General features: G+C 51.0%; 28 protein-coding genes and 1 pseudogene. 23 read left to right on the top strand and 6 right to left on the bottom strand.

Going from position 1 to position 25154, the window contains the following annotated elements:
* Positions 1 to 22 precede the first annotated feature (22 nt).
* From AO240_RS28255 to AO240_RS04210, 18 genes are all read left to right on the top strand, one after another.
* Entirely contained in the window at positions 23 to 742 is a 720-nt protein-coding gene (locus AO240_RS28255; RefSeq protein ID WP_143505301.1) for a hypothetical protein, read from the top strand.
* 109 nt (positions 743 to 851) lie between these two features.
* A complete protein-coding gene (locus tag AO240_RS28250; protein ID WP_143505299.1) occupies positions 852 to 1262 on the top strand; it encodes a hypothetical protein in 411 nt (136 codons plus the stop codon).
* A 464-nt stretch (positions 1263 to 1726) separates the two neighbouring features.
* A complete protein-coding gene (locus AO240_RS04275; RefSeq protein WP_143505297.1) occupies positions 1727 to 2524 on the top strand; it encodes a hypothetical protein in 798 nt (265 codons plus the stop codon).
* Between the two features lie 425 nt (positions 2525 to 2949).
* The gene (locus AO240_RS28245; RefSeq protein ID WP_143505295.1) at positions 2950 to 3129 is read left to right on the top strand and encodes a hypothetical protein; all 180 of its coding nucleotides are present in this window, start codon (positions 2950 to 2952) and stop codon (positions 3127 to 3129) included.
* Positions 3130 to 3350: 221 nt separating this feature from the next.
* On the top strand, positions 3351 to 4337 hold the full coding sequence (locus tag AO240_RS04270) for a sel1 repeat family protein (protein ID WP_099235290.1): 987 nt from the start codon (positions 3351 to 3353) through the stop codon (positions 4335 to 4337).
* A 133-nt stretch (positions 4338 to 4470) separates the two neighbouring features.
* Positions 4471 to 5337 (top strand): type IV pilus biogenesis/stability protein PilW, encoded by an 867-nt coding sequence (locus tag AO240_RS28240; protein WP_143505293.1) that lies wholly within the window; start codon positions 4471 to 4473, stop codon positions 5335 to 5337.
* Between the two features lie 97 nt (positions 5338 to 5434).
* On the top strand, positions 5435 to 6271 hold the full coding sequence (locus AO240_RS04260) for a type IV pilus biogenesis/stability protein PilW (protein WP_099235288.1): 837 nt from the start codon (positions 5435 to 5437) through the stop codon (positions 6269 to 6271).
* Positions 6272 to 6440: 169 nt separating this feature from the next.
* Positions 6441 to 6956 carry a hypothetical protein gene (locus AO240_RS04255; RefSeq protein ID WP_241679026.1) on the top strand — a complete coding sequence of 172 codons (516 nt, stop codon included), beginning with the start codon at positions 6441 to 6443 and terminating at the stop codon, positions 6954 to 6956.
* A gap of 90 nt (positions 6957 to 7046) precedes the next feature.
* Positions 7047 to 7817, top strand: a complete 771-nt coding sequence (locus AO240_RS04250) for a hypothetical protein (RefSeq protein WP_099235286.1) — start codon at positions 7047 to 7049, stop codon at positions 7815 to 7817.
* A gap of 327 nt (positions 7818 to 8144) precedes the next feature.
* Entirely contained in the window at positions 8145 to 8798 is a 654-nt protein-coding gene (locus AO240_RS04245; protein ID WP_256585840.1) for a hypothetical protein, read from the top strand.
* Between the two features lie 287 nt (positions 8799 to 9085).
* Positions 9086 to 9592: a hypothetical protein gene (locus tag AO240_RS04240; RefSeq protein WP_099235285.1), complete on the top strand. Its 507-nt coding sequence runs from the start codon at positions 9086 to 9088 to the stop codon at positions 9590 to 9592.
* A gap of 101 nt (positions 9593 to 9693) precedes the next feature.
* Entirely contained in the window at positions 9694 to 10119 is a 426-nt protein-coding gene (locus tag AO240_RS04235; protein WP_099235284.1) for a hypothetical protein, read from the top strand.
* Positions 10086 to 10406 carry a hypothetical protein gene (locus AO240_RS28235; protein WP_143505291.1) on the top strand — a complete coding sequence of 107 codons (321 nt, stop codon included), beginning with the start codon at positions 10086 to 10088 and terminating at the stop codon, positions 10404 to 10406. The genes AO240_RS04235 and AO240_RS28235 overlap by 34 nt, the downstream gene beginning before the upstream one ends.
* A gap of 66 nt (positions 10407 to 10472) precedes the next feature.
* Entirely contained in the window at positions 10473 to 11000 is a 528-nt protein-coding gene (locus AO240_RS04230; protein ID WP_177445773.1) for a hypothetical protein, read from the top strand.
* Positions 11001 to 11123: 123 nt separating this feature from the next.
* Positions 11124 to 12086: a hypothetical protein gene (locus AO240_RS04225; protein ID WP_143505290.1), complete on the top strand. Its 963-nt coding sequence runs from the start codon at positions 11124 to 11126 to the stop codon at positions 12084 to 12086.
* Between the two features lie 45 nt (positions 12087 to 12131).
* Complete coding sequence (locus AO240_RS04220; RefSeq protein ID WP_099235282.1) at positions 12132 to 12728, top strand: lysozyme inhibitor LprI family protein; 597 nt, start codon at positions 12132 to 12134, stop codon at positions 12726 to 12728.
* A gap of 94 nt (positions 12729 to 12822) precedes the next feature.
* Positions 12823 to 13602 (top strand): YciI family protein, encoded by a 780-nt coding sequence (locus AO240_RS04215; RefSeq protein WP_256585839.1) that lies wholly within the window; start codon positions 12823 to 12825, stop codon positions 13600 to 13602.
* Positions 13603 to 13674: 72 nt separating this feature from the next.
* Entirely contained in the window at positions 13675 to 14562 is an 888-nt protein-coding gene (locus AO240_RS04210; protein WP_143505288.1) for a hypothetical protein, read from the top strand.
* Positions 14563 to 14612: 50 nt separating this feature from the next.
* On the opposite strand, the gene AO240_RS04205 is transcribed toward AO240_RS04210, so the two are convergent.
* Complete coding sequence (locus AO240_RS04205) at positions 14613 to 14891, bottom strand: hypothetical protein (protein WP_256585838.1); 279 nt, start codon at positions 14889 to 14891, stop codon at positions 14613 to 14615.
* A gap of 371 nt (positions 14892 to 15262) precedes the next feature.
* Here AO240_RS04205 and AO240_RS29205 point away from each other — a divergent pair.
* From AO240_RS29205 to AO240_RS04190, 3 genes and pseudogenes are all read left to right on the top strand, one after another.
* Positions 15263 to 15364 (top strand): annotated as a pseudogene (locus AO240_RS29205) (signal peptidase I); the annotation flags it as partial.
* Positions 15365 to 15434: 70 nt separating this feature from the next.
* Positions 15435 to 16418 carry a GlxA family transcriptional regulator gene (locus AO240_RS04195; RefSeq protein WP_099235278.1) on the top strand — a complete coding sequence of 328 codons (984 nt, stop codon included), beginning with the start codon at positions 15435 to 15437 and terminating at the stop codon, positions 16416 to 16418.
* 51 nt (positions 16419 to 16469) lie between these two features.
* Positions 16470 to 17384: an ADP-ribosylglycohydrolase family protein gene (locus tag AO240_RS04190; RefSeq protein WP_099235277.1), complete on the top strand. Its 915-nt coding sequence runs from the start codon at positions 16470 to 16472 to the stop codon at positions 17382 to 17384.
* Positions 17385 to 17406: 22 nt separating this feature from the next.
* On the opposite strand, the gene AO240_RS04185 is transcribed toward AO240_RS04190, so the two are convergent.
* Genes AO240_RS04185 through AO240_RS04175 form a run of 3 tightly spaced genes read right to left on the bottom strand, consistent with a single transcriptional unit; the run spans position 17407 to position 20565 of the window.
* The gene (locus tag AO240_RS04185) at positions 17407 to 18648 is read right to left on the bottom strand and encodes an FAD-binding oxidoreductase (RefSeq protein ID WP_099235276.1); all 1242 of its coding nucleotides are present in this window, start codon (positions 18646 to 18648) and stop codon (positions 17407 to 17409) included.
* Positions 18649 to 18651: 3 nt separating this feature from the next.
* Positions 18652 to 19596: a dihydrodipicolinate synthase family protein gene (locus tag AO240_RS04180; protein WP_099235275.1), complete on the bottom strand. Its 945-nt coding sequence runs from the start codon at positions 19594 to 19596 to the stop codon at positions 18652 to 18654.
* Positions 19597 to 19638: 42 nt separating this feature from the next.
* Positions 19639 to 20565, bottom strand: coding sequence for a 4-hydroxyproline epimerase (locus AO240_RS04175; RefSeq protein ID WP_099235274.1), 927 nt, complete (start codon positions 20563 to 20565; stop codon positions 19639 to 19641).
* Positions 20566 to 20794: 229 nt separating this feature from the next.
* Between AO240_RS04175 and AO240_RS04170 the strand changes: the two genes are divergently transcribed.
* Positions 20795 to 21589, top strand: a complete 795-nt coding sequence (locus tag AO240_RS04170; protein WP_099235314.1) for an AraC family transcriptional regulator — start codon at positions 20795 to 20797, stop codon at positions 21587 to 21589.
* 59 nt (positions 21590 to 21648) lie between these two features.
* Positions 21649 to 23715 carry a maltose alpha-D-glucosyltransferase gene (gene treS / locus AO240_RS04165; protein ID WP_099235273.1) on the top strand — a complete coding sequence of 689 codons (2067 nt, stop codon included), beginning with the start codon at positions 21649 to 21651 and terminating at the stop codon, positions 23713 to 23715.
* Between the two features lie 321 nt (positions 23716 to 24036).
* On the opposite strand, the gene AO240_RS04160 is transcribed toward treS, so the two are convergent.
* Together AO240_RS04160 and AO240_RS04155 are read right to left on the bottom strand one after the other, a co-directional pair.
* Positions 24037 to 24465 carry a DUF2628 domain-containing protein gene (locus AO240_RS04160; RefSeq protein ID WP_099235272.1) on the bottom strand — a complete coding sequence of 143 codons (429 nt, stop codon included), beginning with the start codon at positions 24463 to 24465 and terminating at the stop codon, positions 24037 to 24039.
* 197 nt (positions 24466 to 24662) lie between these two features.
* Entirely contained in the window at positions 24663 to 25151 is a 489-nt protein-coding gene (locus AO240_RS04155; RefSeq protein ID WP_058414470.1) for an Lrp/AsnC ligand binding domain-containing protein, read from the bottom strand.
* Positions 25152 to 25154 lie beyond the last annotated feature (3 nt).

Below are 25154 nucleotides of genomic sequence, written 5' to 3'. Positions count from 1 at the left end.
AAGATGGTTTGGAGTACATGCCATGAATCTATTATCAGTTTTTAAATTTTTTATTGCGTTTTCTTTTAATGCGATCATTAGCATTGCAAGCGCATCAGATTTTTTAGTGATGAAGCGAGATGTAACCGGGGATGGAAATCCAGATACAATAAAACTTGTAGATAAAGGTGGTCAATTTTACACGTTGAGTGTCATTTCAAATAGCAGAGAAATTTTGCGTAATGAAGAACTGGTTCCTAATAGCATTAAAAACAAAGGTGGTTTGGAGATTTTTCAAGGATTATCAGTCGCAGATAATAACATCTCGTTGCGATATCGGTTCTGCAGCCCGTCAAGTAGCGTTTGCTATGATAGAAGTATCATCGCGTTTTTCAAGGATGAACAGTTTTTACTGTTAAGTGAAGAGGTTGTAGCGTCTGCGGATGAGATTTCATTATCTAATACATTTTATCAAAAAGAAAAAGTGCCATTTAGCTCCGTAACGTATCAGTCGCTGGTTGAGAATAACGACAAAGCAGAAGCCGCTTATAGCAGCGTGTTCGGCGCTTGCGTGGCTGGCTTGGGAGGCGACGCTCTAACAAAAATCTCAGAGGAGCTTGAGAAGAACTCACCAGGCGATTGGGTTATGAGAAAAGGGTGCGTTACACCTGCTCTCGTTTTTAATTTAGAAACTCAAAAGTATTTGTCACATAAAGCCGCTATGAGGTACTTGTCGGTAGCTGAACAACACAGGTCTGAGTAGGATTCATGTCTGGATATAAAGTCTGGTTTATTAAATGTGAAAAGGCTTGATTTGGCGTAATGTGCCTGAAGATCTATTTAATAGACATGCTGCTTATTTGAGGTGATTCATGAAGTTTTCTCGCATTTTCCCCATCTTTTTAATATTTTCAATCGGTGGCGCAGTCGCAGGTATTCCAGAGTTGGGTGCTGTCTCACAGGTAGGAACGGGTCGTATAGGCGATAATGTTGTTAGGTATGTAAAAACGTTCAATGATAGCTGTCTTGTGGTGCAGGTGCTTAGTGCCGAGAACAACTGGGCTGTATTATCGACGTCAAACGTTTGCTCATTTGAAGGTAAGAAATTTGATTTTGATTTTTCGGATGTTGGTTTTGACGATATTTCCGTAAAAGAGGATGGTATTCATTTTATTTTAAGCTTAACTCCCCTTCGGCCAATTGGTGAACAGCGTAGAAACTGCGTGATACCGATTGCCTCCGCGTCCATCAAAAAACTCAGCTGCTCCGAAGCTGATAGATAGCCATTTTACTTTGGCAGGATTTGATGAATGAGGCCTGGCAGTGTTTATTCCCTGATCAAAAATCACGCAAATTTCTTTAGTTTTGAAAGATAGAGGGTCGAGGAAGTATATTCGCGAATACCACAGCAAGCTACAAACATATGGTTGGCGGTCTTTAAAGGAAACATAATCGGTGAATATTAAGTGTTAGCTCAAGGGGCTAGTGTCTCATCAATCTGTGTGCTAAGAAAAACGGCAAAAAGCTTTCGTTTTATACGACTGTAAATGTAGTATCTTCGTCAGGGCGAGAATGTGAGTGGTAGGCCTGCTGTGCGGTTGTCTCGCTGGTAGTGGGTATCATATGAATATCCTAGGTGGCATTGCGTAGTAGCTGTGAAAAGCCAGATCGATACAATGGCCAGTTGTTTTACTCCTTTCTGAAGAGCGGAATGGCGTTCAGTTTTTAAAATTAAAGAGGTCGTTAGATGAGGACTTTTTCAGCGTGTTTTATAATTGGGCTTATAATTTCGGCTCCAGTCCGCGCCCACTTTGAACAAGTAACTATTCCGCCGCAGACGGAACGAAATGTAACGGGCGACTGTATAGGTGGTGATGACTCAGTTCAAGTTCGTGGTGGTGTAGTCAGTATAATAAATAGTATGAATGAAACGTATCTACTAAATTTTGATAAGCAATCTGGCGAGCTTTTGGGGTATTTCGGAGCTGCCGGTAATCCGAAAGTTTGCGTACTTACGCTGAAATATGGGGAAAGCGACGTGAATGAGAGTTATTCTTTGTTTGTCTATGACGTGGGGTTGGGCAAATTTAAAACCTCAAGGGTGAAAACCGTTACTAATCCCGACTTTATTAATGGCGGAATTTTCAGTGATTATACTGATGGTCCGTTTAGGCGCAGGGAAAAGTTGTGCTATTCCGATAAGATCAAAGATTATTATAAGTGCGAAAATTCAGAAGAATTTTCGGAGCAACTGGAAAGGCGACAGATGTGTACTGAATCATCATGCTCTGAGCCGCAGATTCTAAAGCAAAGTACAAGTAACGTTGTGGAAGCGACTGTTTCCGAAGACAAAGTTTACTTTTTAGAAAAAAACATAGATGGCGGTTTTGACCAAAAACAAGCTTATCTCTTGAAGGGAGATAAAATAGTTCTTAATGACTATTATGAAAGCGGGGAAGGTCTGTATTATCAGGTGACTTATATTGGAAAGGTTATCACCAAAGGATGGGTTCGAGATAGTTCGATTGTAGTTGGAAATAATTAAGTTTATTTAAAGTTTTTTTCGCGGTTCGCTTGGCCACGCGCACTGGTCGCGTCCCCCATCGAGCTGACGACTTTGAAAAATGACGAACTTACTCGATGCCACCTATAAACCTGAAGAGGTTGGGCGCGGCCTTGGCCTGGCCCAAGCTGTTTGCTGACGCACTCACGTCAGGAGCTCTTTAGTCATCGCACCGTCGAGCGCCACTGCGCCGACTATCACCAAGCGGAAGGCTGGGGCAACCAGACCATGCCCACCACTGGGCGCTTCCTGGAACTTTCCGACCTGGGTGGAACGATTTGTGGTTGTTACTCCAACATTGCGAAGACTTGGCCAACGACAAAACCAACTGCTGGCTATGCATCTCAAGCTGCTGATCAGGCGACCGCTATGGCATCACCATCCCGCGTATCGGTAAGGAGGTGCTATTGATCTTCCTTGAAGGCGACCGGCGAATCGTTGATCGGCAAGCATCTTTATTACAAAGAAAACCACGTACTTTAGGCGTGAATAGGGAGAAAACATCGAATACGGCAATGAAATCCTCGTCGGTAACAAACGCGACGACACTGTTGAAAGAAACCTACAACGAGCTGAAAGCTGAATAACCCGGCACCACGCATGCCCACCAAAAAGTTGAAGTGCGCATGGACGAATACTTGACCGTTGCGCAAAATCGGCATGTGAAACTGGGCACGGCGCAACGCGTGATCGCACGGGACCGAGATTCAGCTGAACGCTTGGGAGAGGATCGTCATCGAAGCCAGGATGAAAACGATGATGAAAGACGGCGCCGAAGATTTTTCTTGTTGTCTGAGGGATGATTGGTATGAAAATGGACATTAGGTTTTGGCTTTTCAGTGTCAGAGTGTTGGTGCTGCTGGCATGCGGATCGGGTTCAGTAGCTGTTGCAGCGAGCTGCCCAAGTGATGACTTCGCGGCGTTTGTGAAAGAATTTTCAGCCACACCCGAAGTGCGCCAGGCTTTTAGCGCATCGCCATTGCTGAAGCTGGAGGTCGCCGCTGATGGAAGCAAACCCAGAGTGATACAGAAAAAAATAACGTCTCTGGACGCGGACGAGTTGAATCTATTTTCCTTGAAGTCTGGTTTGATCGTTCAGGTTAAGTTACCGAACAGGCTCATTGCACGAGACCAGCAAGGTTCAGTTTTGAAAATACTCACCTTCAAGCACAGTGATTGCTGGGTGGTTAATCGCCTTGAGGATTGGTCTCTCGAAACGGTGCTGGATGCTCAGGCGCAGGCCTCCGCACTGCCGGCAGATGAGCGTGCATTGCGCAGAGGAGCGATGTTTAACGATTTAGGCATTTATGTGCAGTCAGACTCTTCAGCTCAGTTGTACGAGGCCGCCTTGGACAGTTACCTTGATGGCGCACAAAAAGGATCGGCTGAAGCGGCATTCCCTGCGGCCAGCATAAGCCTTTCAGGGCAGGCGCCGCAGTTAGCCACGCCCAGGATCTACGACCTTTTGATCACTGCCTCAAACAGGATTGCTGACGCGGGTGTCGCATTAGCTGAGTTTTATTGTGATGAGGGGGAGTACGACAAGTCGCGCGCTTGTATCAATCCGCAAAAGTCACTCGCTTCCCTTGAAGGTGCTGCGAGACAGGGCTCAGCAAGCGCGCTGATTCAGTTGGGTGAGTCTTATGAGACAGGTAAGCTGGTTTCGAGAGATCTGCCTCGAGCGATGGCGTGTTATCTGGATGTTGAGAAGAGCCAACGTGAGATCGGCGCACGCGCCGTGGCACGCTTGGCGATGCAAGGCGTTGCTGCTAACAGCGCAATTCAGTGTCTTTAAAGCAGGAAGCTTCCGATGAGCACAGGACTACTCGAGCAACGAGCAAAATACCCGCGCAGCCAGAATGAGTACGGCTTAGGCGGACACGGTACGCCAGATACCCGTGGTGATAACGTTAAGACGGAACTTTAAATTGAAAAGTTCTAAGATTTTCGGCTTCAAATATGCTGTTGTATTGTCATGCTTTAGCAGCATGGTTTTCGCTGACGGCCTCGACCTCGTTGGAGCGAATGGTGCTAAGTTAAAGTTTAGTGGGTGGCGTGCTGAAAGTTCAGTTTGGCAGCAAGTCAGCTACGAAAATTCCAATACTCGCTTTTCTATTTACGATCCTTTTCTGAGTAATGATATAGGCGTTGGCGCAGGTATAAGTTCGGACGCACTTGCACCTGATAGAAGCTTAGTCGTTTTGCAACGATCGGTTTTCGGGGTGCTAAATGATGGTGAGCAAATTAGCACAACAGAAAAAAATTATTGCGATATGATTTCTCTCCAGTCCGGATGTGTATTGCTTACTCGACCTGCGCAATTTTGTTCAGGAAGTTGGAAGGTTGGAGAGTGGATCACTGATGCCGGAGAAATAGTTAAACCCGAACTCGAAATAATATCGCCGCAAGATTTAGTCAAATCAGTTATTAACATTGCTGATAAAACGTCTCGGAAAGAAGCGATTAAGTCAGAGATGTTTATGGGCGCTCAATCTTATATGGCCTGTTTTTCGCCTGCAAAAAATGTTCAAGCGATGAATGATATCGGCTTCTATTTGGCGAAGGCTGGCGACGACGTTACAGCACTGCAGATATATAAAGGCGTAGAAGTCGCCGGCAAAAGAACTGTCTTGATGTTAAATATAGCAGACTCTCTTTGGAATACTGGACGTAAGGTTGAAGCGAAAGAGTATTATGATCGGTATTTAGAATACCTGTCTGTTAAGGGCGGTCTAACTAAGGTTCCTGCACGGGTTATTGATAGATTGGCAAGCATAAAAAGGGAAGAACGTTAAACAGCTAGCGCCCTAAGTCGAAACACGTCAATCGAGGGGTCCTGGGTAGCCAGGACGCATACCAGCAGACAGATATAAAAACTTAAAGGTATTTTAAATGGTTAATAAATACTGGTCGGGTCTATCACTAGCGTTTATTTTTTCCTCTATCTGTTATGCAGGTGAAAACACGGTCGCTATCAAGGGGTGGAAAGATAATTTATTAACCTTTCGACAGTTTGATCAGCGATATGGAGGATGGGCCGATGTTGAGTTTAGTAATGCGGGCGATAGGTTTCGATTATATGCGATAGAAAAAGGCGTCGTAGCTAACCCATACGAGGAGATATTGTCTCCCGACAAAAAATACTTAATGGTACAAAGAACAAACGCTGGAGAAATAGTTGATGAACAGGGTAACAGCATAATTTCGGCGCAGGCTTATTGCGACATGGTTTCTTTGGAAACTGGTTGCGTGAAAAACGTCGGTTCAATTCAACAATGCGATGGTATTTGGGTAGCGCAAAAATGGAAGACCTCGACGGGCGATGTGTTTGATTTTTTAAAAGAAGGTCTCTCGCCAAGTCAGTTGGTGTCAAAAACATCAAGTTTATTACCCGATGAAGGTCGTTTAAACTCTTTGAGAGAATGGCTATTTATGGGCGCAGAGTCTTATATGGCATGTTTTCCACAAAAGGAAAATATTTCGGCTTTAAACGACATAGGATTTTACTTGGCAAACGAGGGGGAGCATGTTATTGCGATGCAAATTTACAAGAGACTGTTAGATATTGCACCGAGTAGGATCCCGCTAAAACTGAATACCGCCGACTCGCTGTGGGCGCTGGGTGAACGAAATGAAGCCAAGTTATATTATGCTGAGTATCGCGATGCAATGATGCAAAACGGTAACAGGGCGAAAATACCCAAGCGCGTTGAGTCGAGAGCTGAATGAACTGCGAGAAAAAGCCTGGAAATAGCTAATGAGGCTTATAAATAGGATCGCAACATGTAGATGGATTTGCATCATTTGATTGTTATTATAAATGTAGGGCGGGGAGAGTGTTTGTCTACCTTTTGAGTATAACGATTTTTATAAAAGGGTCTTTATAATGCGGCATTATATGGTTTTAATCGCTTTGGTTTTATTTTTTGTTGGCGAGTCAGTAAAAGCTGATGAGCGATATTTGCAAGGTCGACTCATTCAAGGCCCCTATAAGACAGCGGTAGTTGATGGGGGGGAATTATCAGTTCTGGAAACCGGCGATGAAGAATTCCCAGTCTCGTTAGTCTTGGATGTGATAGGTGCAGATGGCGTCAAAACGAGGCAGTTGGTAGATAAATACGATGTGGCCGGGTCTAGCCCGAAGGTCGAGTCAATATTTTTCTATCCCGTGAAGGGTAAAATCAATGTTTTAACGTTGGTATCTTGGGAGTTAACAAGCAGAGGCGATGGGACGTACGGCACACTTTATCAAGTCTTCGGCTATTATAAAAAATCTAACAACACACTGTCTGCGAACAAGTTAATTGAGTTTGATGGGCGGCTTGGTGGTATTGAAGGTTTTCAAAGTGGGGTGCCGCAGAGTTTTAAGTATAAAAATGCAGCAGCGATAAAGGCCTATTTAAAAGCTCAGTAATTATGTGTGAGCTAAAATATTCTCGGCGTTAGGTATCGAGCCAATCTGATCACCATCGACCACTGAATTTGGATTGTATTCGGAGATAGTATGAACGTCATTAAGCCCGCGGTGGTGTTGGTGTTGAATTTTTTTGCGATGGGCGCTTTTGCATGCGATTTTCCTAAAGAGCGAGCTTTTGAACCGATTCCTATCAAAGGAGGCGCAATAATTTTTGATTTTGCACCTATCGAAAATGAATCGGTAGATAAAAATCAGACATCTGAATTAGGAATTGATATAAATTTTTTAAGTTGCTCCGATGGTTCCAGGAAAACAATTGGCCAATTACCCTATTTGGCTGAGACAGGAAAAGTCAGAGACGCGTTCCTCTATAAAACTGATGGCGGAAGCACCAACGATTTATTTGTGATTCATAGCGTTGAAATTCGTTCTGATACCGGAGTCAGATACTCGGGGGAATATTACACGATAAGCATTTATAAAAATGACGGGGATAGGTATGTGTATGATGAAGGTTTATCGAAATATTTTGGTAATGGTGCAGATATTTTAGCGGAAAATTATGAAGACTTAATATATACGTTCCCGTACAAGAGCAAGGTGTCTATTTTGAAAAAACTAAACTCAGAGTCCTATAGAAAATGGCGTTCAGGCGACCCGGTGAATCTGGTCATAAACAAAAAAACGCTACTGTACAGATCTCCAGTCTTAACAGAGGTGACGAGTATGTATCTAGTGCCAGGGGATCTCGTTTCTCAGGAAGCTGTCGAGAGCGGGTGGTTATCTATTGTATATAAAACGTTGAAAGGTAGGTATATTCATAGCTGGATTCAATGCGCAAACGCCAATGGCTGTTAAAATGCTATCGCTAACCGCTAAATCGTATGCCTGCTCTAGAGATATGCCGCAAAGCCCGTGATAGCTAAATAATAGAAATGCAATTCCCGCTACAGAAATACCTGAAGTTTAAAACTCCAAGGAATCGGCCCGTAGTGAAAATCCACTTCAACATTGTATTCTCTTTTTCGGCATTATTATTTTCCGTTTCGGCGATGGCTGGAAATAACCTCTCATTGTATGCGTCATCCTCGGGAAGTGCGGTTCTCACAGAGGCAGATAACCATAAATCGATATTAGTTTTTGCTGGGGGGGGATGAGTCTGGAGAAGCGACAGCAGGTGGTTGTGTGGTTGCTGCGAATTTATTAACTATCAAAGGTGGCTTTGAAGGTAAGCTAGTACCGGTGACGACTGAGATCAACAGCTATGACAAAAGCCAGGCTCAGGGAAGAAGTATTAGTATTGAAATGCAGTCTGACGCAATAGTTATAAATGATGTGGATTTTGTTGGGCTGTGTAGTTTAGACAGTAGCTTGGTTAATGTATATCAACACATAGGCGTTAGTGATAGGAGATATAAAAATATTTACGCAGAAATGATGGAGATTGCTCATACTGATGCCCTGGCGATGTTTAAAGGCGGCAGAGTTATGGACGCAATTACAAGGCTTTCGAGTTTTGCAGATGGTTACGACGTATCTTGGTTGACGAATAAAGATGTAGGGAGAATCGTAATTTCTGCGATTAATGATTATGCATTTTTTCTACAGCAGAATAACAGTGCTATGGAATCTATTACCTTCCTGAATGATGTCGTAAGCGCCGATCCCGGCAGAGCCGTAGCTTGGTTGAACTTGGCAGATTCAAACTGGATAATTGATAAAAACAACGAAGCAGTCAAACAATACATTGAATATAAAAAACTTATGTTGCTAAAAGATAAAAAATCAAAAATTCCCCTGAGGGTGATAGAGCGTATAAACACACCTGTCGGCTCTTGACTTAAACGTTTTGAATGCTTTAATCGTTGCGCCAGAAGTGGATGACTTTTGCTAGCGGGACCAAGGTCAGCCAGGCATGACCAAGCGAGGCTTCGGGGGTTGCCTGCAAGTGCTGTCATTCAGCGTCAGTAAGGCGAAACTGACCTATACCTTGCCCTACATCTGCCGAACAAGAGGGCGTGCGACTACTTCCAGATACATTATCTACTGCCGTAGTATGCTGGTGATGGTATAAATTTTGAAAAATCTCACAAAAAATGATGAACGCTTGATGGAGTTATCACCGCATGGACAGTTATTTTTCATCACGTTATTGGATTTTGATCACTCTTTTCTTGGCGCCCGAAATTTCTTATGCTTCACCTCTTGCCTTCGACAGTTATAAGGTAAGCGAAGTATACCGCGGCGCGCACAAGCTGAAGGCTGGAGCGCAGGGCGATAAAAATTTGGAGGAGGTACGAAAAAATGCGCTGAAAGTGCCAGTCAACTTCGCCGGTCATTATGTCATCTATACCATTGGGTGCGGTGGGGGCACCTTATGTGGTGAAATATTGGATGTAAAAACAGGCGAAGTGGTTGAGTCCTTTCCTAATGCCTATTATATAGATGGGGAAGATGGCACTGCCCCGTTTGCTGCTGCGTCCGAGCCAGATAGCCGATTGCTAATTATCACTGGGGTCGCCGCCGATACGGAAACGGGTATGAAGGGCGAGGAGTTAGATCAAGGTAGCAGACAGCGCTACTATGAGCTTGTAAATAACAAACTGTTATTAATTAACATTGTTCAAAAATAGCTCATGCTTTATTTTGGTTTCTCCGCACTTTTAGAAAGTAAGCGCGCAAACGGCTCGCCAAACTTATATCTAAATTACTGCTGTTAAAGAGGCGCGTTTAAGTGAAAAATTTAAAGGTCATTAATATAATCAAAATTCAGGCAATGTTTCTAACGTCGCTAGTTATTGTTACTGGTCCTGCGTTAGCTGGAGAAGACGTGAAAACGGTAGATGCGCGCTCCTTTAGTGAAGGTTGTTATGGTTACCTGACCGAGTTGGTGAGAAGCAGCAATTTCCCTTTTCGATATACGACTCGAGACAAGGTAAATTTGTTGATTGACGATGATGACGGTGAGCGCGTCTTTGCACAGCTACATTATGAAACCTCGGGTGAGGGTATCGTCGGCTGGGTGACATATTATATCAATGATCAATTGCTAGTTAACTCATCGGCCGATCTTGAGGAGCCTATTGCATTAAATTATGATAAAAAATATGCAAAGCAATATAAGGATTGCGCATCAAAGCATGGCCATCACCAAGAGTAACTGAGTGCGTGCCTCCCTTGTCATTGGAATTTTCGGACCTCAAAGCTGATGATATTTTCGATGGCAGAGCTTTGAGGCTTAAAGAAGAAGGTGTGTCTGCCAAGGTGAGTGAAGACAAAGCTTATTTGTATTCGGATTCATCAGAATCTTCACGCCTAAAAAGTTACTTGGTAAAAGGGGATGACGTTAAATTATTAAAATTCAGCGCCGGCTTTTTAAAAGTCACGTACATCAATAAAGACGGAAAAACATTGACCAGATGGATTAGTTTTTCCTCGTTAATTTAAGATTGTTCGTTGTGCTGTGACGCCGATTCATAATAGTACTCAACATTACGCTGGATAGGAGGGGTTATGTACTTAGGGCACTTAAGCGAGATAGCCAATAAAATTGTTTCTAGCGCACTATTCTCGCTGTTGCTGTTAAGCTCGGCAGCATTTGCGGCTACTCCACAATTTTCAAGTTATAAAATTGACGATATTTATGCCGGAAAAAACGCTCCATTAGTTATTAGCGAAACCGCGGGTGCACAGTGGAATGATTTAAGGCGGGCCGCTGCAAAACAACCCGTGAATTTTGCAGGGCATTATATTTTATTCACCGGCGACTGCGGCGGCGCTTCAGTGTGTGGGGAAGTCATTGACGCAAAGACAGGCGTTGTTGCGAGAAGCCTGCCGAATGCTTATCTGGCCTATAATGAGGATACCGAAGAGTCATTTGATATTGATTATAAAGTTGATAGTAAATTGATAATTATAACTGGACTCGCCCAAGATAGTGAGGTTGGCGTTAACAAGGAGCTCGTCTCGCGTGTCTATCGCACTCGATATTATAGTTTTGATGGCGTTGATTTTAACATGATATTTAGTGAGGATAACTAAGTTGTATGATGTCGGTTGTATTCAATTGAACAGATATGGCGCAGCTATAAGAATAGATAACGACTAAGATCGTGCAAGCGTTTTAAATGCTGTAGGGTAAGTTAATGGATTTTTTGACAAGGAATGACAATTGAAATTTATTGTTTTGTTTTGCTTGTGTCTGCATCGACTTTTTTATTTGCAGGTAAGGTGCTGCCACAACACGAGTCTTGCACGGTCGGTCAGGACAACGCAAATAGCTGTGATGTTGTACTTGATAGCGGCGGCTTCTTAATTGAAGGGGTTTCAGGACATAAACTCTCCGTCGTTTCTGAGAACACAGGAATGATGAGTGCTAATTCGCTCTATAAATACAGTGATAGGTACATCCTTGAACACCTGGATTTTTCATCTTCGCAAGCGCGACAGTGGATAATTTTTGATTATATTGATCGAAAGATTGTCATTGATAAGGTTTACAGTTTTTCGCAAGCGTTATCTTCGAAGTCGGTACTGTTATGGTACGGCTACGAGTGCCGCGGGAGCGGTGAGGCAGCCGTGCATAATAACGACGTCGCCTTTAGTGACGCTGTTGTAGCAGCATTTTGTGGAGAGGCGACTCAGGATAATTTAAGAGTGAAAAGAGGTGCAGCTGATTCAGCGGATGGCGACGCCCTTAATCTTGATATTCCAGTTTACCGGAATAAAAAAATAGTCGGCGAGGCATCCTATTTCTTTTTTGACTCGGATAAACCGGATTTATTCCAGATGGCCTGTTATTTAAATTGTGCCTTGTCGTCTCGTCACCCTGCGACGACATACATCGGAAGGGTTTCTAAGTCTGCGTGGTTTGTTAGTCAACTCATTGAGCAGGGATGCAACAGCCGCGGGGCGTATAGTTACAGAACCTCACAGCAAAAAATTGTGCTTAGCGGATGCATCGGGGCAGGTAAGGTTAACCTCATAGAATTCAGTTCGGGTAAAGCTTCCGAGCGTGCAGAGTTTTCTGGCTCATCTGACGGTGAGGGATACCGCGGAGAGTGGGTGTCCAAGTCAGGCGATAACAAAAGATTCGCGTTTTTCATGTATCCTTCGACCGTTTTTTAAGCGTATGGGTGGTACTCCAGACAATTTCGTCAAGGTGTAAATGTTATGCGAGCGTTAATGGTAGTTGGCAGGGTATGCGTAATTTCTTGTATTCTGTACGCTTCAATCGGTTGCGTGTTCGCGGACGCTCGGTGTGGGGCTACTGCTTTAACCAATGCGGATATTATTAATTGCTCAAGCGTCGCCTATAAGAAGATCGATAAATTACTGAATGAGCAATACAAGGCCTTGATGCTTGAGCTTGATACTCCTCTTAAAGCAGATCTCTTGGCTGCCCAGAAAAACTGGATTAAGCTTAAAGATAGCTATTGCGAAGATGAAAACAACGCGGCTTCCGGGGCAGAAGCACCGATAGAAAGTTTGTCTTGTGAGACTCAGCTAACCAGTTTTCGTTTAAATGAAGTTATCTATTTACGGACTGGCGTGATTGGAGATGGATTTTATAAGGCGGTTTCAATCGTGAATAAGGCATCTGCTTCGATGGATTACGCCAAGGCTGTGAAATACATGGCCGGCGATGTTGATTTGGGGTCTCTGTGGGCGACGTACGCTCAGCAAAATTGCGCGCTTTCTAATACGTTGTTCGGCGAGGTTGCGGAGCGCTGTAAGGCAAGAATGCAATTTCAAATGCCAATCTATTAAAGACCTACAGGGATGCAGAGCATGATTAATGATAATGGTTCGTCTGCTCGGCCAATGATAAAATCTATGGATACTCATTTTGGATGTGTGCTGGGTGAATAGTTATTTGAAGTTTACAGGGACGCTATTTCTTTTTACCTGTCTTTGCGCGCCGCCTGCCTACGCGTGCGAACCCGATAAAAGCGATGCATCGTATCCTCCGCTTTCAGTAGGTGGTGGTTTTTTAGTCTTCGGTCCAGTTGCAGTGCTTGAAGACGAAGGCAAATCAACTCCGGAGATGGGTATTGGCGTTAGTTTTATTGATTGCTCTACAGGCGCGATAAAATTTATCGCCAGATTGCCGTACGTTGCGGATCCAGGAGTGGTAGAAGATGCTTTTGTAGCGGATGTCGCGCCTGGTAACACTACGATTTTCATCATTCACAGTGCGCCGATTCGGGCATTTACCGGCGTCAGCTATGGTAGCGATTATTTCAGTGTGATGGTCTTTCATCAAAAAGGTAAAAATTTTCTGCTCGATCAGAAACTCACTGATTATTTAGGGAGCGGTGCTGATGTAGTCATTCATGCGGCCGATAACGATATCTCTATTTACACCTACCCGTACAAAGCGCGTGGTGCAATTATCGATAAGTTAAAGTCTAAAAGCTACAAGCGCTGGCTGAGCGGCTCGCCGACAGAATTGACGGTTGCTCGTAAGGCGGTGATATATTCTTCAATGACCGTTGCAGACCCGACTAAAATGTATTTGGTAAAAGGGGATAAGGTGATGCAAGAGTCTGTTTCGGCTGGGTGGGTCTCCATTTTATATAAAACGGTGAAAGGCAAAAAAATACGTGGCTGGTTATTATGTGACGATGTGGGTGGGTGCTGAACAAGCGCAAAGCACGTGCAGACAGTGACCTTTTTGAACAATTTTTCACTGTGACAGGGGGAGCCTTAATTAATGAATAAGCTTGTAATGGCTGCAGCATTCGTCTGGTCTGTTGCCGCGCTTGCGGAAAATAAAAGTTATGACCTCCATCCTGCTTTCAATGACGCAATAAAGGCAGAATTTACACAGGTAATAGGTAATAACGGCGAAACAGTTTCAGCTGTTTTGGTCGATAAAAACGGTAACCAATTTAACCTTCCCGACACCTGCGAGCCTGAAGGTGGGAATGCGGCGCTAAAAGATGCATTCATCGTCAACGCAAAAAAAGCATACTTCTTGTTTATATGCGCATGGCCCGTTCGGCATCCGGGACTCGGTTTAAATGGTACTCAATATGAGACGTTTGTATATGAGGGCGACACGCTAGGTCAGCTTAAGAAAAACGTTGCATTCTCTCAAGCGCTTTCTGGTTACGAGGGAAGTCTGGAGGAGGGTGGAGTTAGTTATGCGTGGTATTTACCTCGTCAAATCGCCAGCCAAAAAGTGACGGAACTTGAGTTGGGTAACCCTACGGATTCGTTAGGGCTGGCTCACCATGTGGTATTGGCTCGTTTGAAAGACAAGGACTATGCAGGGGTCAAGGCCTATCTGGACCCTGACAGGCTCGACCAATTAAACAAAGACTTTCCCGTCAATACGTCAAATTGCATCATTTATAACGATTTCGGTTACGCACTTGCCCAGGCAGGCGACAACGCGTCAGCTTATAAGCTGCTTAAAGCTGTTGAGTTGGTTTCTCCAGATCGAATAGTTCTGAAACTAAATATAGCGGACGTGTTGTGGTCATCCGATAAAAGCGCATCAAGGATTTACTATAAAAAATATGATGAGTCTATGCGCCAGGCTGGAAAAGAAAAGCTAATCCCCAGGCGGGTAGTTGACCGAATCAATTCAATTTGAACGCAGCGACTCAAAGAGTCGGTGTTTTCCTCGGTTGCCGCGCGCAACCGTCAATCGCCCACGTCAGACCTTCTAATGCGTTGCGCCTTGGCTTCACCCGCATACACACCAAGCTTCTCTTGCTGAGCAGCCAGCAACGCACAGACTTTCATCAGCGTCGCTGTTTCATCAGGTGTTTTGCCAATGGCCGCCATGGCCGTCAGCTCAACCACCGACCATCCAATAACAGCCGCGGCATCTTCCAGGTCATAAAACAGTTCTTGCTGAGCGGTTCTGGGACCGTCGAGATCGTTTATCAAAAAGTCATCCTGATCAAAATGGCGTCGCACAACCCCATTCTGCCTTTGATGCGCACGCTGTGCCAATCACCCGGCAGCGTCGAATCAGGCGTGCCTAAACCGGTGAGATGGTCGCGAGCAAGCCAATGCCGATGGTCAGCACTAAAAAGCCGAACAGAAAAAGTGCCATCTTGGTCATAACGCCTCCGAAGGGAAGGGGACGGCAGGAATGTTCCTGCCGCGCTCGACAAGGGTGTCGGGAATGGGCGTATTGTCCGCCCCTGGCGGTTTTCAATACAGACGCAGATGGCAAATAAAAAACCGTATCAGATGCCGCGTGTATTTTTTAGCCTTCATGTAAGCTTGATGCGAGCCTGCGAATGCAATGACCCGCTTTTGCCAGGGTAAAGCGCGGCGGGCATCGCCGGTTGTTGATCGGCCGTGCGCATCATGTGTTGGCGTCTGCGCAGATCCTGGATAACTGGATGCCACGTTTTCGCCGTTTCGGCAGCCCAATCCTCTAAGATGGCGCCCACGGCATCAACAATAAGCGTGGGCTGACCCTCAATGGAAAGACGCCAGTTCAGCGGTGGCATGCAAGGCAAGAACCTGCGCTATCTGAATGAACATCCTCAGCAGCCGTCGCCGGTCACCCGCGTCGGCTTTTTGCTGCTTGAGCACTTCTCCCTGCCAGCCTTCACCCAGGCTCTCGATACGCTGATCACTGCCAACCTGTTACGCCCTGAACTGTTTGCCACGCGCACGTTCGGCTACGGCGAGGGCGAAGTGATCAGCGACCTGGGCCTGGTGATCCGCCCCGATGCACGCCTGCAACTGTCGGCATTGCCGGGCCTGGAGTTGCTGGTGATCTGCGGTGGCTTGCGTACCGCGCTCAAAGCCGATGACGCGTTTATCCAGCTGTTGCGCAGCGCTGCCGAACACGGTGTAAGACTCGCAGGGCTGTGGAATGGCGCTTGGTTTCTTGGCCGCGCCGGCCTGTTGCAGGGTTACCGCTGCGCCATCCACCCGGAACATCGACCGGCGCTGGCGGAGGTGTCCAAAGCCGCTCAGGTGACCAGCGAACCTTACGTGATCGACCATGACCGCCTGACGGCCGCAAGCCCGTCGGGTGCTTTTCATATGGCGTTGGATTGGATCAAAGGCCTGCATGGCAAAGCCCTGGTCGAAGGCGTTGAAGACATTCTGGCCTTTGAGGAGTCGCGCTACCGTCGCATTAAACCCACGGAAAACCTGTGCGTCAGCGCGCCGCTGCGCGAGGTGGTGAAGCTGATGGACGCCAACCTCGAAGAACCCTTGGCGCTGGACCAACTGGCAGTGTACGCGGGCCGCTCGCGTCGCCAGCTCGAACGGCTGTTCAAGGAGCAACTGGGCACTACACCGCAGCGCTATTACCTGGAATTACGCGTCACCGAGGCGCGGCGGTTGTTGCAGCATACGGAGCTGTCGCAGGTGGAGGTGCTGGTGGCGTGCGGGTTCGTTTCGCCGAGTCATTTCAGTCGATGTTACAGCGCCTATTTCGGATATCGCCCCTCGAAGGAGAAGCGACGGGTGAAGTAGCATGGGCGCCGTTGACTCATTTTTTGCACGCGTTTTGATCAAGGAGCGCCGTTGTCTATTACGCTTTCAGACCGCTATCGCGGTAGTTTGCTCGGCTTGGCCTGCGGTGACGCAGTGGGCACCACCGTCGAGTTCATGCCGCGCGGTTCGTTTACGCCGGTTACCGACATGCTCGGCGGCGGCCCATTCAAGCTCAAACCTGGCCAATGGACAGACGATACGTCGATGGCGTTGTGCCTCGCCGAAAGCCTGTTGCGCAAGGGCGGCTTTGACGCCAAAGACCAGATGGGTCGCTACCTGAATTGGTGGAAGTGGGGTTACCTGAGCGCCACCGGCGAATGTTTTGATATCGGTATGACCGTGCGTGAGGCATTGGCCACATTCGAACAAAGCGGCGAGCCCTTCGCCGGCTCTACACATCCGTATTCCGCCGGCAACGGTTCGATGATGCGCCTTGCGCCTGTGGTGTTGTACTTCTTCCCCAGCGCGCAAAACGTCCGCATATTTACCATCAAAAGCTCATGCACCACGCATGCGGCTCAGGAGGCAATCGAATGTTGTGTGGTGCTGGCGTGCGCCATCAGCAACGCCCTGAGCGGAGCCTCGAAAGATGACGTGTTGAGCCTGTCACCCGGTGGCTTGACCGCGCCTGAAGTGATTGCCATCGCAGGCGGCGAGTATCGCCATAAATCACGCGATGAGATCACAGGTTCCGGGTATTCAGTGGCGTCTTTGGAGGCCGCGTTTTGGTGCTTCCAGCACACCGACAGCTTTGCCGACGCCGTGCTCGCCGCTGCGAATTTGGGTGACGATGCGGACACCACCGCAGCCATCGTGGGGCAGTTGGCCGGAGCGTACTACGCTGTGCAAAGCATTCCGGCGGGCTGGCTGGCGAAGCTGTGGATGCGCGATGAGATTCAAGAGATGGCCGATGCGCTGTTAAACGCATCTCAAACCCGCGCTTAAACAGCTCGGTCGATGGGTTTAATCAGAACCGGTCCAGTCGATAAAGCGCCGACGACGGCGTTGAAGTCGCCAACCGCGCAACCATTTCCGCCGTCACCGCCGCCTGCGTCAAGCCTAAATGCTGGTGCCCGAACGCAAGCAACACCCTGCCGTCGCACACCTGATCGATAATCGGCAGCGAGTCGGGTAACGACGGCCGGAACCCCATCCACGCTGTCGCGCCTTCTGCGCTCAGGTCCTCACGAAACAAGCCCTGGCTCAGCCGGTGCAACTGCCAGGCGCGTTGCATATTCGCCGGCCGCTTGAGCCCTGCGAACTCAACCGTGCCGGCCAGGCGCAGGCCGCCGGTCATGGGCGTCATGATGAATTTGCGCTCGAACGACGTCACCGCAAACGGCAGGCGATCGTGTTCGTGGGGCAGCATCAGGTGGTAACCGCGCTCGGTGTCCAGCGGGATTTTTTTGCCGGTCAGTGCCGCGGTGAGCTTGGCCGAGTGGGCGCCGCATGCGATCAGCACCTGGCGTGCGGTAAACGAGCCTTGGTCGGTGATCAGCGACACGCCGTCCGCCTGCAGCCGCCCATCCAGCACGCGTTGCTTGAGAAACTGCACGCCTTCGGTCTTGGCTGACCTCACCAACTCGCAGACCACTTGGTAGGGGTCCAGAAAATGCCCGGTACTCGGGAAGAACAGACCGCCTTTGAGCGCATCGCTCAACTGCGGCGCTAGCGTGCGAATCGCATCGGCTGACCATAACGCTACCGCGACGTTTTGTTGCTGCATACGCTGGCGCAGCGCATCGATCGCTCGCCGTGACTCGGCACGCTCGAACACCAGCAGCGAGCCGTCTTCGCGCAGCAGGTGCGCGCGATCAATTGAGCGCAGCAAGCGTTGCCAGGCGCCCAGGCTGCTTTCATTGAGCGCACGCAGGCCCGCCACCGTGCGCTGGTAGTTCGCCGGGCGCAGGTTCAACAGCAGGCGCGCGAACCAGGGCAGGGCGCGGGGCAGGTATTGCCAGTCCAGGCGCAGCGGGCCCAGGGGGTCCATCAGCATGGCGGGCAGCCGCGTGAGGATCGAGGCGTCGGCAATCGGAAAAACCTGCTCGGTCGCCAGGTGCCCGGCATTCCCGTACGAGGCGCCCATGCCGGGTGCCTGCGGGTCGATGACCACCACGCGCTTGCCCTGACGCGCGAGTTGCAAGGCACAGGCGACACCCATGATACCGGCGCCGACAACGGCTATATCGGCGCTGTGAGTGTCGGGCATGGCCTAGGCCTCAATCTCGGCCGACCAGTGGGCGTACCACTGGCGGAACAGCGTGTACTGTTGCTCGGCGTAACCGCGCTGGGCATCGCTGAGCGCATCGGTTGGGTTGAAATGCAGGGCATAACCCTGGTCACCGTTGAGTACCATCAGGTGCTTGTAAAACAGCACCAGGTCGCAGCCTTCGTCAAAAGACGAGAGCACGCCCAGCGCAGCTTCCAGCTCGCGGGCCAGGCGGCGGGCCTTGGCGTCACCGTTGGCAGCTTGTTTGCTCAGGGCCACCAGGTGCAGCACTTCGCGTGGCAGCGCGTTGCCGATGCCAGTGATCGCGCCGGTCGCGTTGCAGTTAACGAAACCGTGCACCACTTGGGTGTCGACGCCGACCATCAGGCTCACGTTTTGGTCTTGGGCGGTGATGTTTTCCGCCGCGTAACGCAGGTCGGCAGCGCCGCCGAACTCCTTGAAGCCGACCAGGTTCGGGTGTTCGCGGCGCAGTTCAAAGAACAGCTCGGCGCGGGTCGCAAAACCGTAGTAAGGGCTGTTATAGATCACCGCCGGCAAGTTCGGCGCGGCCTTGAGGATGGCTGAGAAGTGCGCCTTTTGCGCGGTGGTCGAGGCGCCCCGGGACAGCACGCGCGGAATCACCATCAAGCCGTGCGCGCCGACTTTTTCGGCATGTGCAGCATGCGCCACCGCCTCACGGCTGTTGACTGCGCCGGTGCCGACGATGGTCGGCACGCCAGCGGCCACCAGGCGCGCCACGCCTTCCTGGCGCTCGGCCTCGGTGAGCAGAGGCCAGTCACCCATGGAGCCGCAATACACCACGGCGCGCATGCCGATTTCGGTCAACTCGTGGCCCTTGGCAACCAAAGCGTCGAAGTCCGGTCGACGCTCAGGCGTGCACGGGGTCATCAACGCGGGGATGCAACCGGTAAAAATTGTGTTGTGCATGGCGCTAGCTCCTTGCAACGTTCGATAAAAGTAAGACGAGGCTCAGATGCCCCAGGCGAAAGGGTCCTGCTCGTCGATCAGCAAGGTGCTGTCGGCGGTCATGTAGGCGCGGCCGGTAATGAACGGGCTTACACGGTCGCCGTCCCATTCATAGTGGGCCTGGAACAGGCTGCCGGTGATGCTCGCTTGCACCCACGACGCGCCAGGGCTGAGTGTTCCGTCGGCGGCCAAACACGCGAGTTTGGCGCTGGTGCCGGTGCCGCAGGGCGAGCGGTCGTAGGCCTTGCCGGGGCACATCACAAAGTTGCGGCTGTCGGCCTGGGCGTCGTCGGCGAACAGCTCAACATGGTCGATCAGTGCGCCGTCGGCCGCGTAAATGCCTTGGGCTTCGAGGGCCTTGAGCATCGCCCAGGTGTAGTCGGTGAGGGCGTCAACATTGTCCATGTGCAGCGTTTGACCGTGCTCCGACACCAGAAAAAACCAGTTGCCGCCCCAAGCGATCTCGCCGTGCACCACGCCATAACCTGGCACGTCCACCGGCACCTGTTGGCGATAGCGATAGGCGGGCACATTGCGCAAGGTCACGGCGCCGTCTTCGTGCAGCGTCGCGGTCACGGCGCCCACCGGCGTGTCGATGCGATGAACACCGGGTTCGATGCGACCCAAGTGGTGCAGCGACGCAACCAGGCCGATGGTGCCGTGGCCACACATGCCGAGGTAGCCGGCATTGTTAAAGAAGATCACCCCGCACGTCGCGCCCGGCGTTACCGGCTCGCAGTACAGCGCGCCGACCAGAACGTCATTGCCGCGTGGCTCCAGCAGGCAGGCGCGGCGCCATGCATCATGTGCGTCGCGCAGGTTGTCGCGTTTGTCGGCGATGCTCGCGCCGGTAAGCTCGGGGAAACCCGTCATCACCAGGCGCGTCGGCTCACCGCCGGTGTGGGAATCAATCACGTGCAAGCGTTTCATAACAGGCTCCGTGCAACGGGCGGGGAAGGGCTCAGGCACTTTTTCTGTGGCCTTTTTGTGAGTTATTCGCAAGGCAGGCAGTGCGCACAGCGTGAACCGATCAAGGTGGCAACGATTGATGGTTTGCGTTCGCTGGAGTGACGAAATTGGCACAATTACCGCGCTCGACAGCACCGCAGGCATGCGGCACTCTGCTCGCAGTCAACCTGACAAATGCGGGGTGGAAGGCATGTTGCACAGCGTGTTTACGACCCTCTGCCAAGGCAGTGAGACGAGTCGCCCGCACAGCATCGAGCAGCTACTGTCCGGGGTCGCGCAGTTGTTGCCGATGCTCGATGTGATCCCCAATGCGACGATTTTCATCAAAGACATCAACGCCCGTTACGTGCTGGCCAACCGCACGCTGGTGCAACGCTGTGGCCTTAAACATCTGCAACCGTTGCTCGGCAAGACCAGCGCCGAGGTGTTCCCCGCGCAACTTGGCCCGGGTTACACCGAGCAGGACCGGCGCGTGCTGCAACACGGCGTGGTGCTGGAAGATCAGCTTGAACTGCACCTTTACGGCAGCCGCGAGCCCGGCTGGTGCCTCACGCATAAATCGCCGCTGTACAACCCTGCAGGCGACATCATCGGCCTGGCGGGAATCTCGGTCGACCTGCAATCGGCCAGCCAAACCCATCCGGCGTACCAGCGCCTGGCGGCCGTCGATGATCACATCCGCGCGCATTTCAACCGGCGCATCAGCCTCGCTGAGCTGACGCAGGTCGCCGGCATTTCCGTGGCGCAGTTGGAGCGCTACTGCAAACGCATCTTCCACCTGACGCCCCGGCAGATGATCCAGAAAGTACGCCTGGAACACGCGCATCAGTTGCTGCGCAGCGTGTTGCCGATCACCCAGGTGGCGCTGCAATGCGGCTACACCGACCACAGCGCGTTTACCCGCCAATTCAAGGCGTTGACCGGGTTTACGCCCATGCAGTATCGGCAGTTGCCCTGGTTAAGCGCATTGCGATGCAACGAATAGCCGCGTTTGCGGCTCCTATGCTTACGAGTAACCTTTTCACGACCACAGGTAATAGGCTTATGACGGCGGCGGACAACGATCATGTGAACTGGCTGGTGCAACAATCGATGCTCAACGCGGCGCGCCAACGCGCCAAGCTCTATTCGGGGCAGGGGCGGTTGTGGCAGCAGCCGTATGCGCACACTCGGCCGCGCGATGCTTCAGCCTTGTCCTCGGTGTGGTTTACCGCTTACCCGGCCTCGATTGTCACGCGTGAGAACGGCACAGTGCTGGAGGCGTTGGGCGATGAAAGCCTGTGGCACGCATTGTCGAAAATCGGCATTCAGGGCATTCACAACGGCCCGCTGAAAAAGTCCGGGGGCCTTTCCGGTACTCGGCATACGCCGACCATCGACGGCAATTTTGACCGCATCAGCTTCGACATCGACCCGCAACTGGGCACCGAAGCACAGTTGCAGGCGTTGACGCGCATGGCCGCCGCGCACAACGCGGTGATCATCGACGACGTGATCCCGTCCCACACCGGCAAGGGCGCAGATTTCCGCTTGGCCGAGATGGCGTATGAAGACTATCCCGGCCTCTACCACATGGTCGAGATTCGCGAGGAAGACTGGCCGTTGCTGCCGGATGTGGCCGAGGGGCGTGATGCGCAGAACCTCAGCCCCTTGCAGGTCGATGCGCTGCGCGACAAGCACTACATTGTCGGCCAGTTGCAACGGGTGATCTTTTTCGAGCCCGGCGTCAAGGAAACCGACTGGAGCGCCACCGCGGTGGTGGTCGGCGTCGATGGCAAACCGCGCCGCTGGGTGTACTTGCATTACTTCAAGGAAGGCCAGCCGTCGCTCAACTGGCTGGACCCCTCGTTCGCCGCGCAGCAGATGATCATTGGCGATGCCTTGCATGCGATTGACGTGATGGGCGCGAAGATCCTGCGCCTTGACGCGAACGGCTTCCTCGGCGTGGAGCGCAAGCTGGACGGCACCGCCTGGTCAGAAAGCCACCCGCTGTCGATCACCGGCAACCAGTTGCTCGGCGGTGCGATTCGCAAGGCCGGCGGTTTCAGCTTTCAGGAGTTGAACCTCACGGTTGACGACATTGCCGCGATGTCCCACGGCGGCGCCGACCTGTCTTATGACTTCATCACCCGGCCCGCGTATCAGCACGCGTTGCTGATGGGCGACACGGAGTTTTTGCGTTTGATGCTGCGCGAAATGCACAGCCAGGGCATCGACCCCGGCTCGCTGATTCACGCGTTGCAGAACCACGATGAGATGACGCTGGAGCTGGTGCATTTCTGGACACTGCACGCGCATGACAGTTACCTGTTCCAGGGCCAGACCTTCCCCGGCAGCATCCTGCGCGAGCATATCCGCGAACAGATGTACGAGCGCCTGGCTGGTGAACATGCGCCGTATAACCTGAAATTCGTCACTAATGGCGTGTCCTGCACCACGGCCAGCATCATCACCGCCGCCCTGGGTATTCGTGACCTGGACGCGATTACACCGGCGGACATTGAACAAATCCGCCAGATCCATTTGTTGTTGGCGATGTACAACGCCATGCAGCCCGGCGTGTTTGCCTTGTCGGGTTGGGACCTGGTCGGCGCGTTACCGCTGGCCGCCGATGAAGTCGCGCATTTGATGGCGGATGGCGACACCCGCTGGGTTCATCGCGGTGCCTATGACTTGGTCGACCTGAACCCGCACGCAGAGTGTTCGGCGGGGCAGATGCCGCGCGCCAAATCTTTGTACGGCAGCCTCAACAGCCAGCTGCAAGACCCGCAATCATTTGCCTCGCAACTGCAAAAAATTCTTGCAGTGCGCCGCGCTTACGACATCGCCGCCAGCCGCCAGATTCTGGTGCCGGAGGTCGAAAACCCGGGCTTGCTGATCATGGTTCACGAACTGCCGGCGGGTAAGGGCACGCAAATCACCGCCCTGAACTTTGGCGCCACCGCGATCACCGAAACCCTGCACTTGCCCGACATTGCGCCAGGGCCGGTGGTGGACATCATCAACGAGCGCGTCGAGGGCGATCTGACTGCCGACGGCGAATTCACCATCACGCTGGATGCGTATGAAGGCCTGGCGCTGCGAGTGGTCAGCCATTCACCGATGCTCTAGGCAACGCTTACGGCGCAAAAAAAAGCGGCGACTCAGTAATGAGTCGCCGCTTTTTTATTGGGCGTGCGCTGATGAGCGTGAGTGTCTGCCGCCAGGAAAAAACCGCCGGCTGAACTATGCTTGCCCTTTGCAATCGTATTGCGATCAACGAATGTGTCGACGGGGCAACATGGACAAGCGGCTGGCAGGTCTCTCATTTTTGTTGACGCTCGGCTGGATCAGCGCCGTCATATTCGTCATGTGGTTCTTTTCAAAGGCCTAGGTTCTACAACTCGACACGCGCGCTCGCCGCAGCAGCCCTGTTGAGCGAGGCAGTGCCGATCAGAGGCGCATGCCTTCAAACGGATTCCAGCCCTGTTGCCCCTTCACCTCTTTGAGGTAGTACGCATAGTTCGTCAGCACTGCGTACATGAACGAGAAACCCAGGCCGATGCCGTTATCCAGCGCTCTCGGAAGCTCCATGTCGAAGATCGCGAAGACGATGCTAACGGCGATATACACCAGGAACATGATGCCGAGCAGCGCCAGGTTCTTCTTCCACAGGCCCAGTACAAACAGGTAGATAGGGCCAAAGAAAAACGCGATCACGTTCGCGTTGATCAAGACCTTTTTACCGAAGGTCGGCAACGCTTTAAGCGCCGCTTTGTGTCGCGGGTCGTTCGGCGGGCCGTAGGTTTCAAAAAAATTGAAACGCTCTTGCCATTTTGGCTTGTGTGTCCCTGCCGCTTGCACCTGTTCTGTCGTGCTCATCATTGCTTCCTTGTGTTCCATCGATGGGTGTTTCTTCCGGTACTGTCCATTCATCTTTTTGCACTACGGCGTTTTCCAGCTCAGTCGCCGTTGGCATGGCTTATAAACGATTCGTTTAACGGTGTCGATGGATCGTGGTTGCCTGGCCCTGTGGGGCAGTGCGCAGTGCTTGAAGGGCAAAGAAGCGTCCTGCGCGCCTAAAAAATGATGGGCAGTCCGTGAGCGGTCTGTATTTCTTCGATCACCACCGTACTGTCCACCTGTTTGACGCCCGGCAAGCGCAGCAATACTTCACCAAGCAGCGCGCGGTACTGCGCCATGTCGCGCAGCCGAGCCTTGATCAGGTAGTCGTAGCGCCCCGACACCCAGTAACAATCGAGTACCGCCGGAATCTTCGCCAGTTCGCGCTTGAACTGCTTGCTACGGTCGCCGGCGTTGTCGGCCAGGGTGATTTCGATAAACACCAACATGCTCAGGTCCAGCACCACGGGGTCAATAACCGCGTGGTAGCCGGTGATTACCTTGTTCTTTTCCAGACGCCGCACACGGTCGATGCACGGGGCCGAGGTCAGGCCAACCGCCTCCGCGATGTCCTTCATTTGCAGCCGGGCGTTTTCTTGCAGATGCTGCAGTATGTTCAGGTCGATGCGATCCAGCACCCGCTCGGTTTTACGTTCTGTTCTCATCTA

The organism is Pseudomonas sp. ICMP 460, from assembly GCF_002723595.1.
GTDB classification, from domain to species: domain Bacteria; phylum Pseudomonadota; class Gammaproteobacteria; order Pseudomonadales; family Pseudomonadaceae; genus Aquipseudomonas; species Aquipseudomonas kitaguniensis.
The sequence above is the reverse complement of the archived record's forward strand: the minus strand, read 5'-3'. Positions and strand labels throughout refer to the sequence as shown.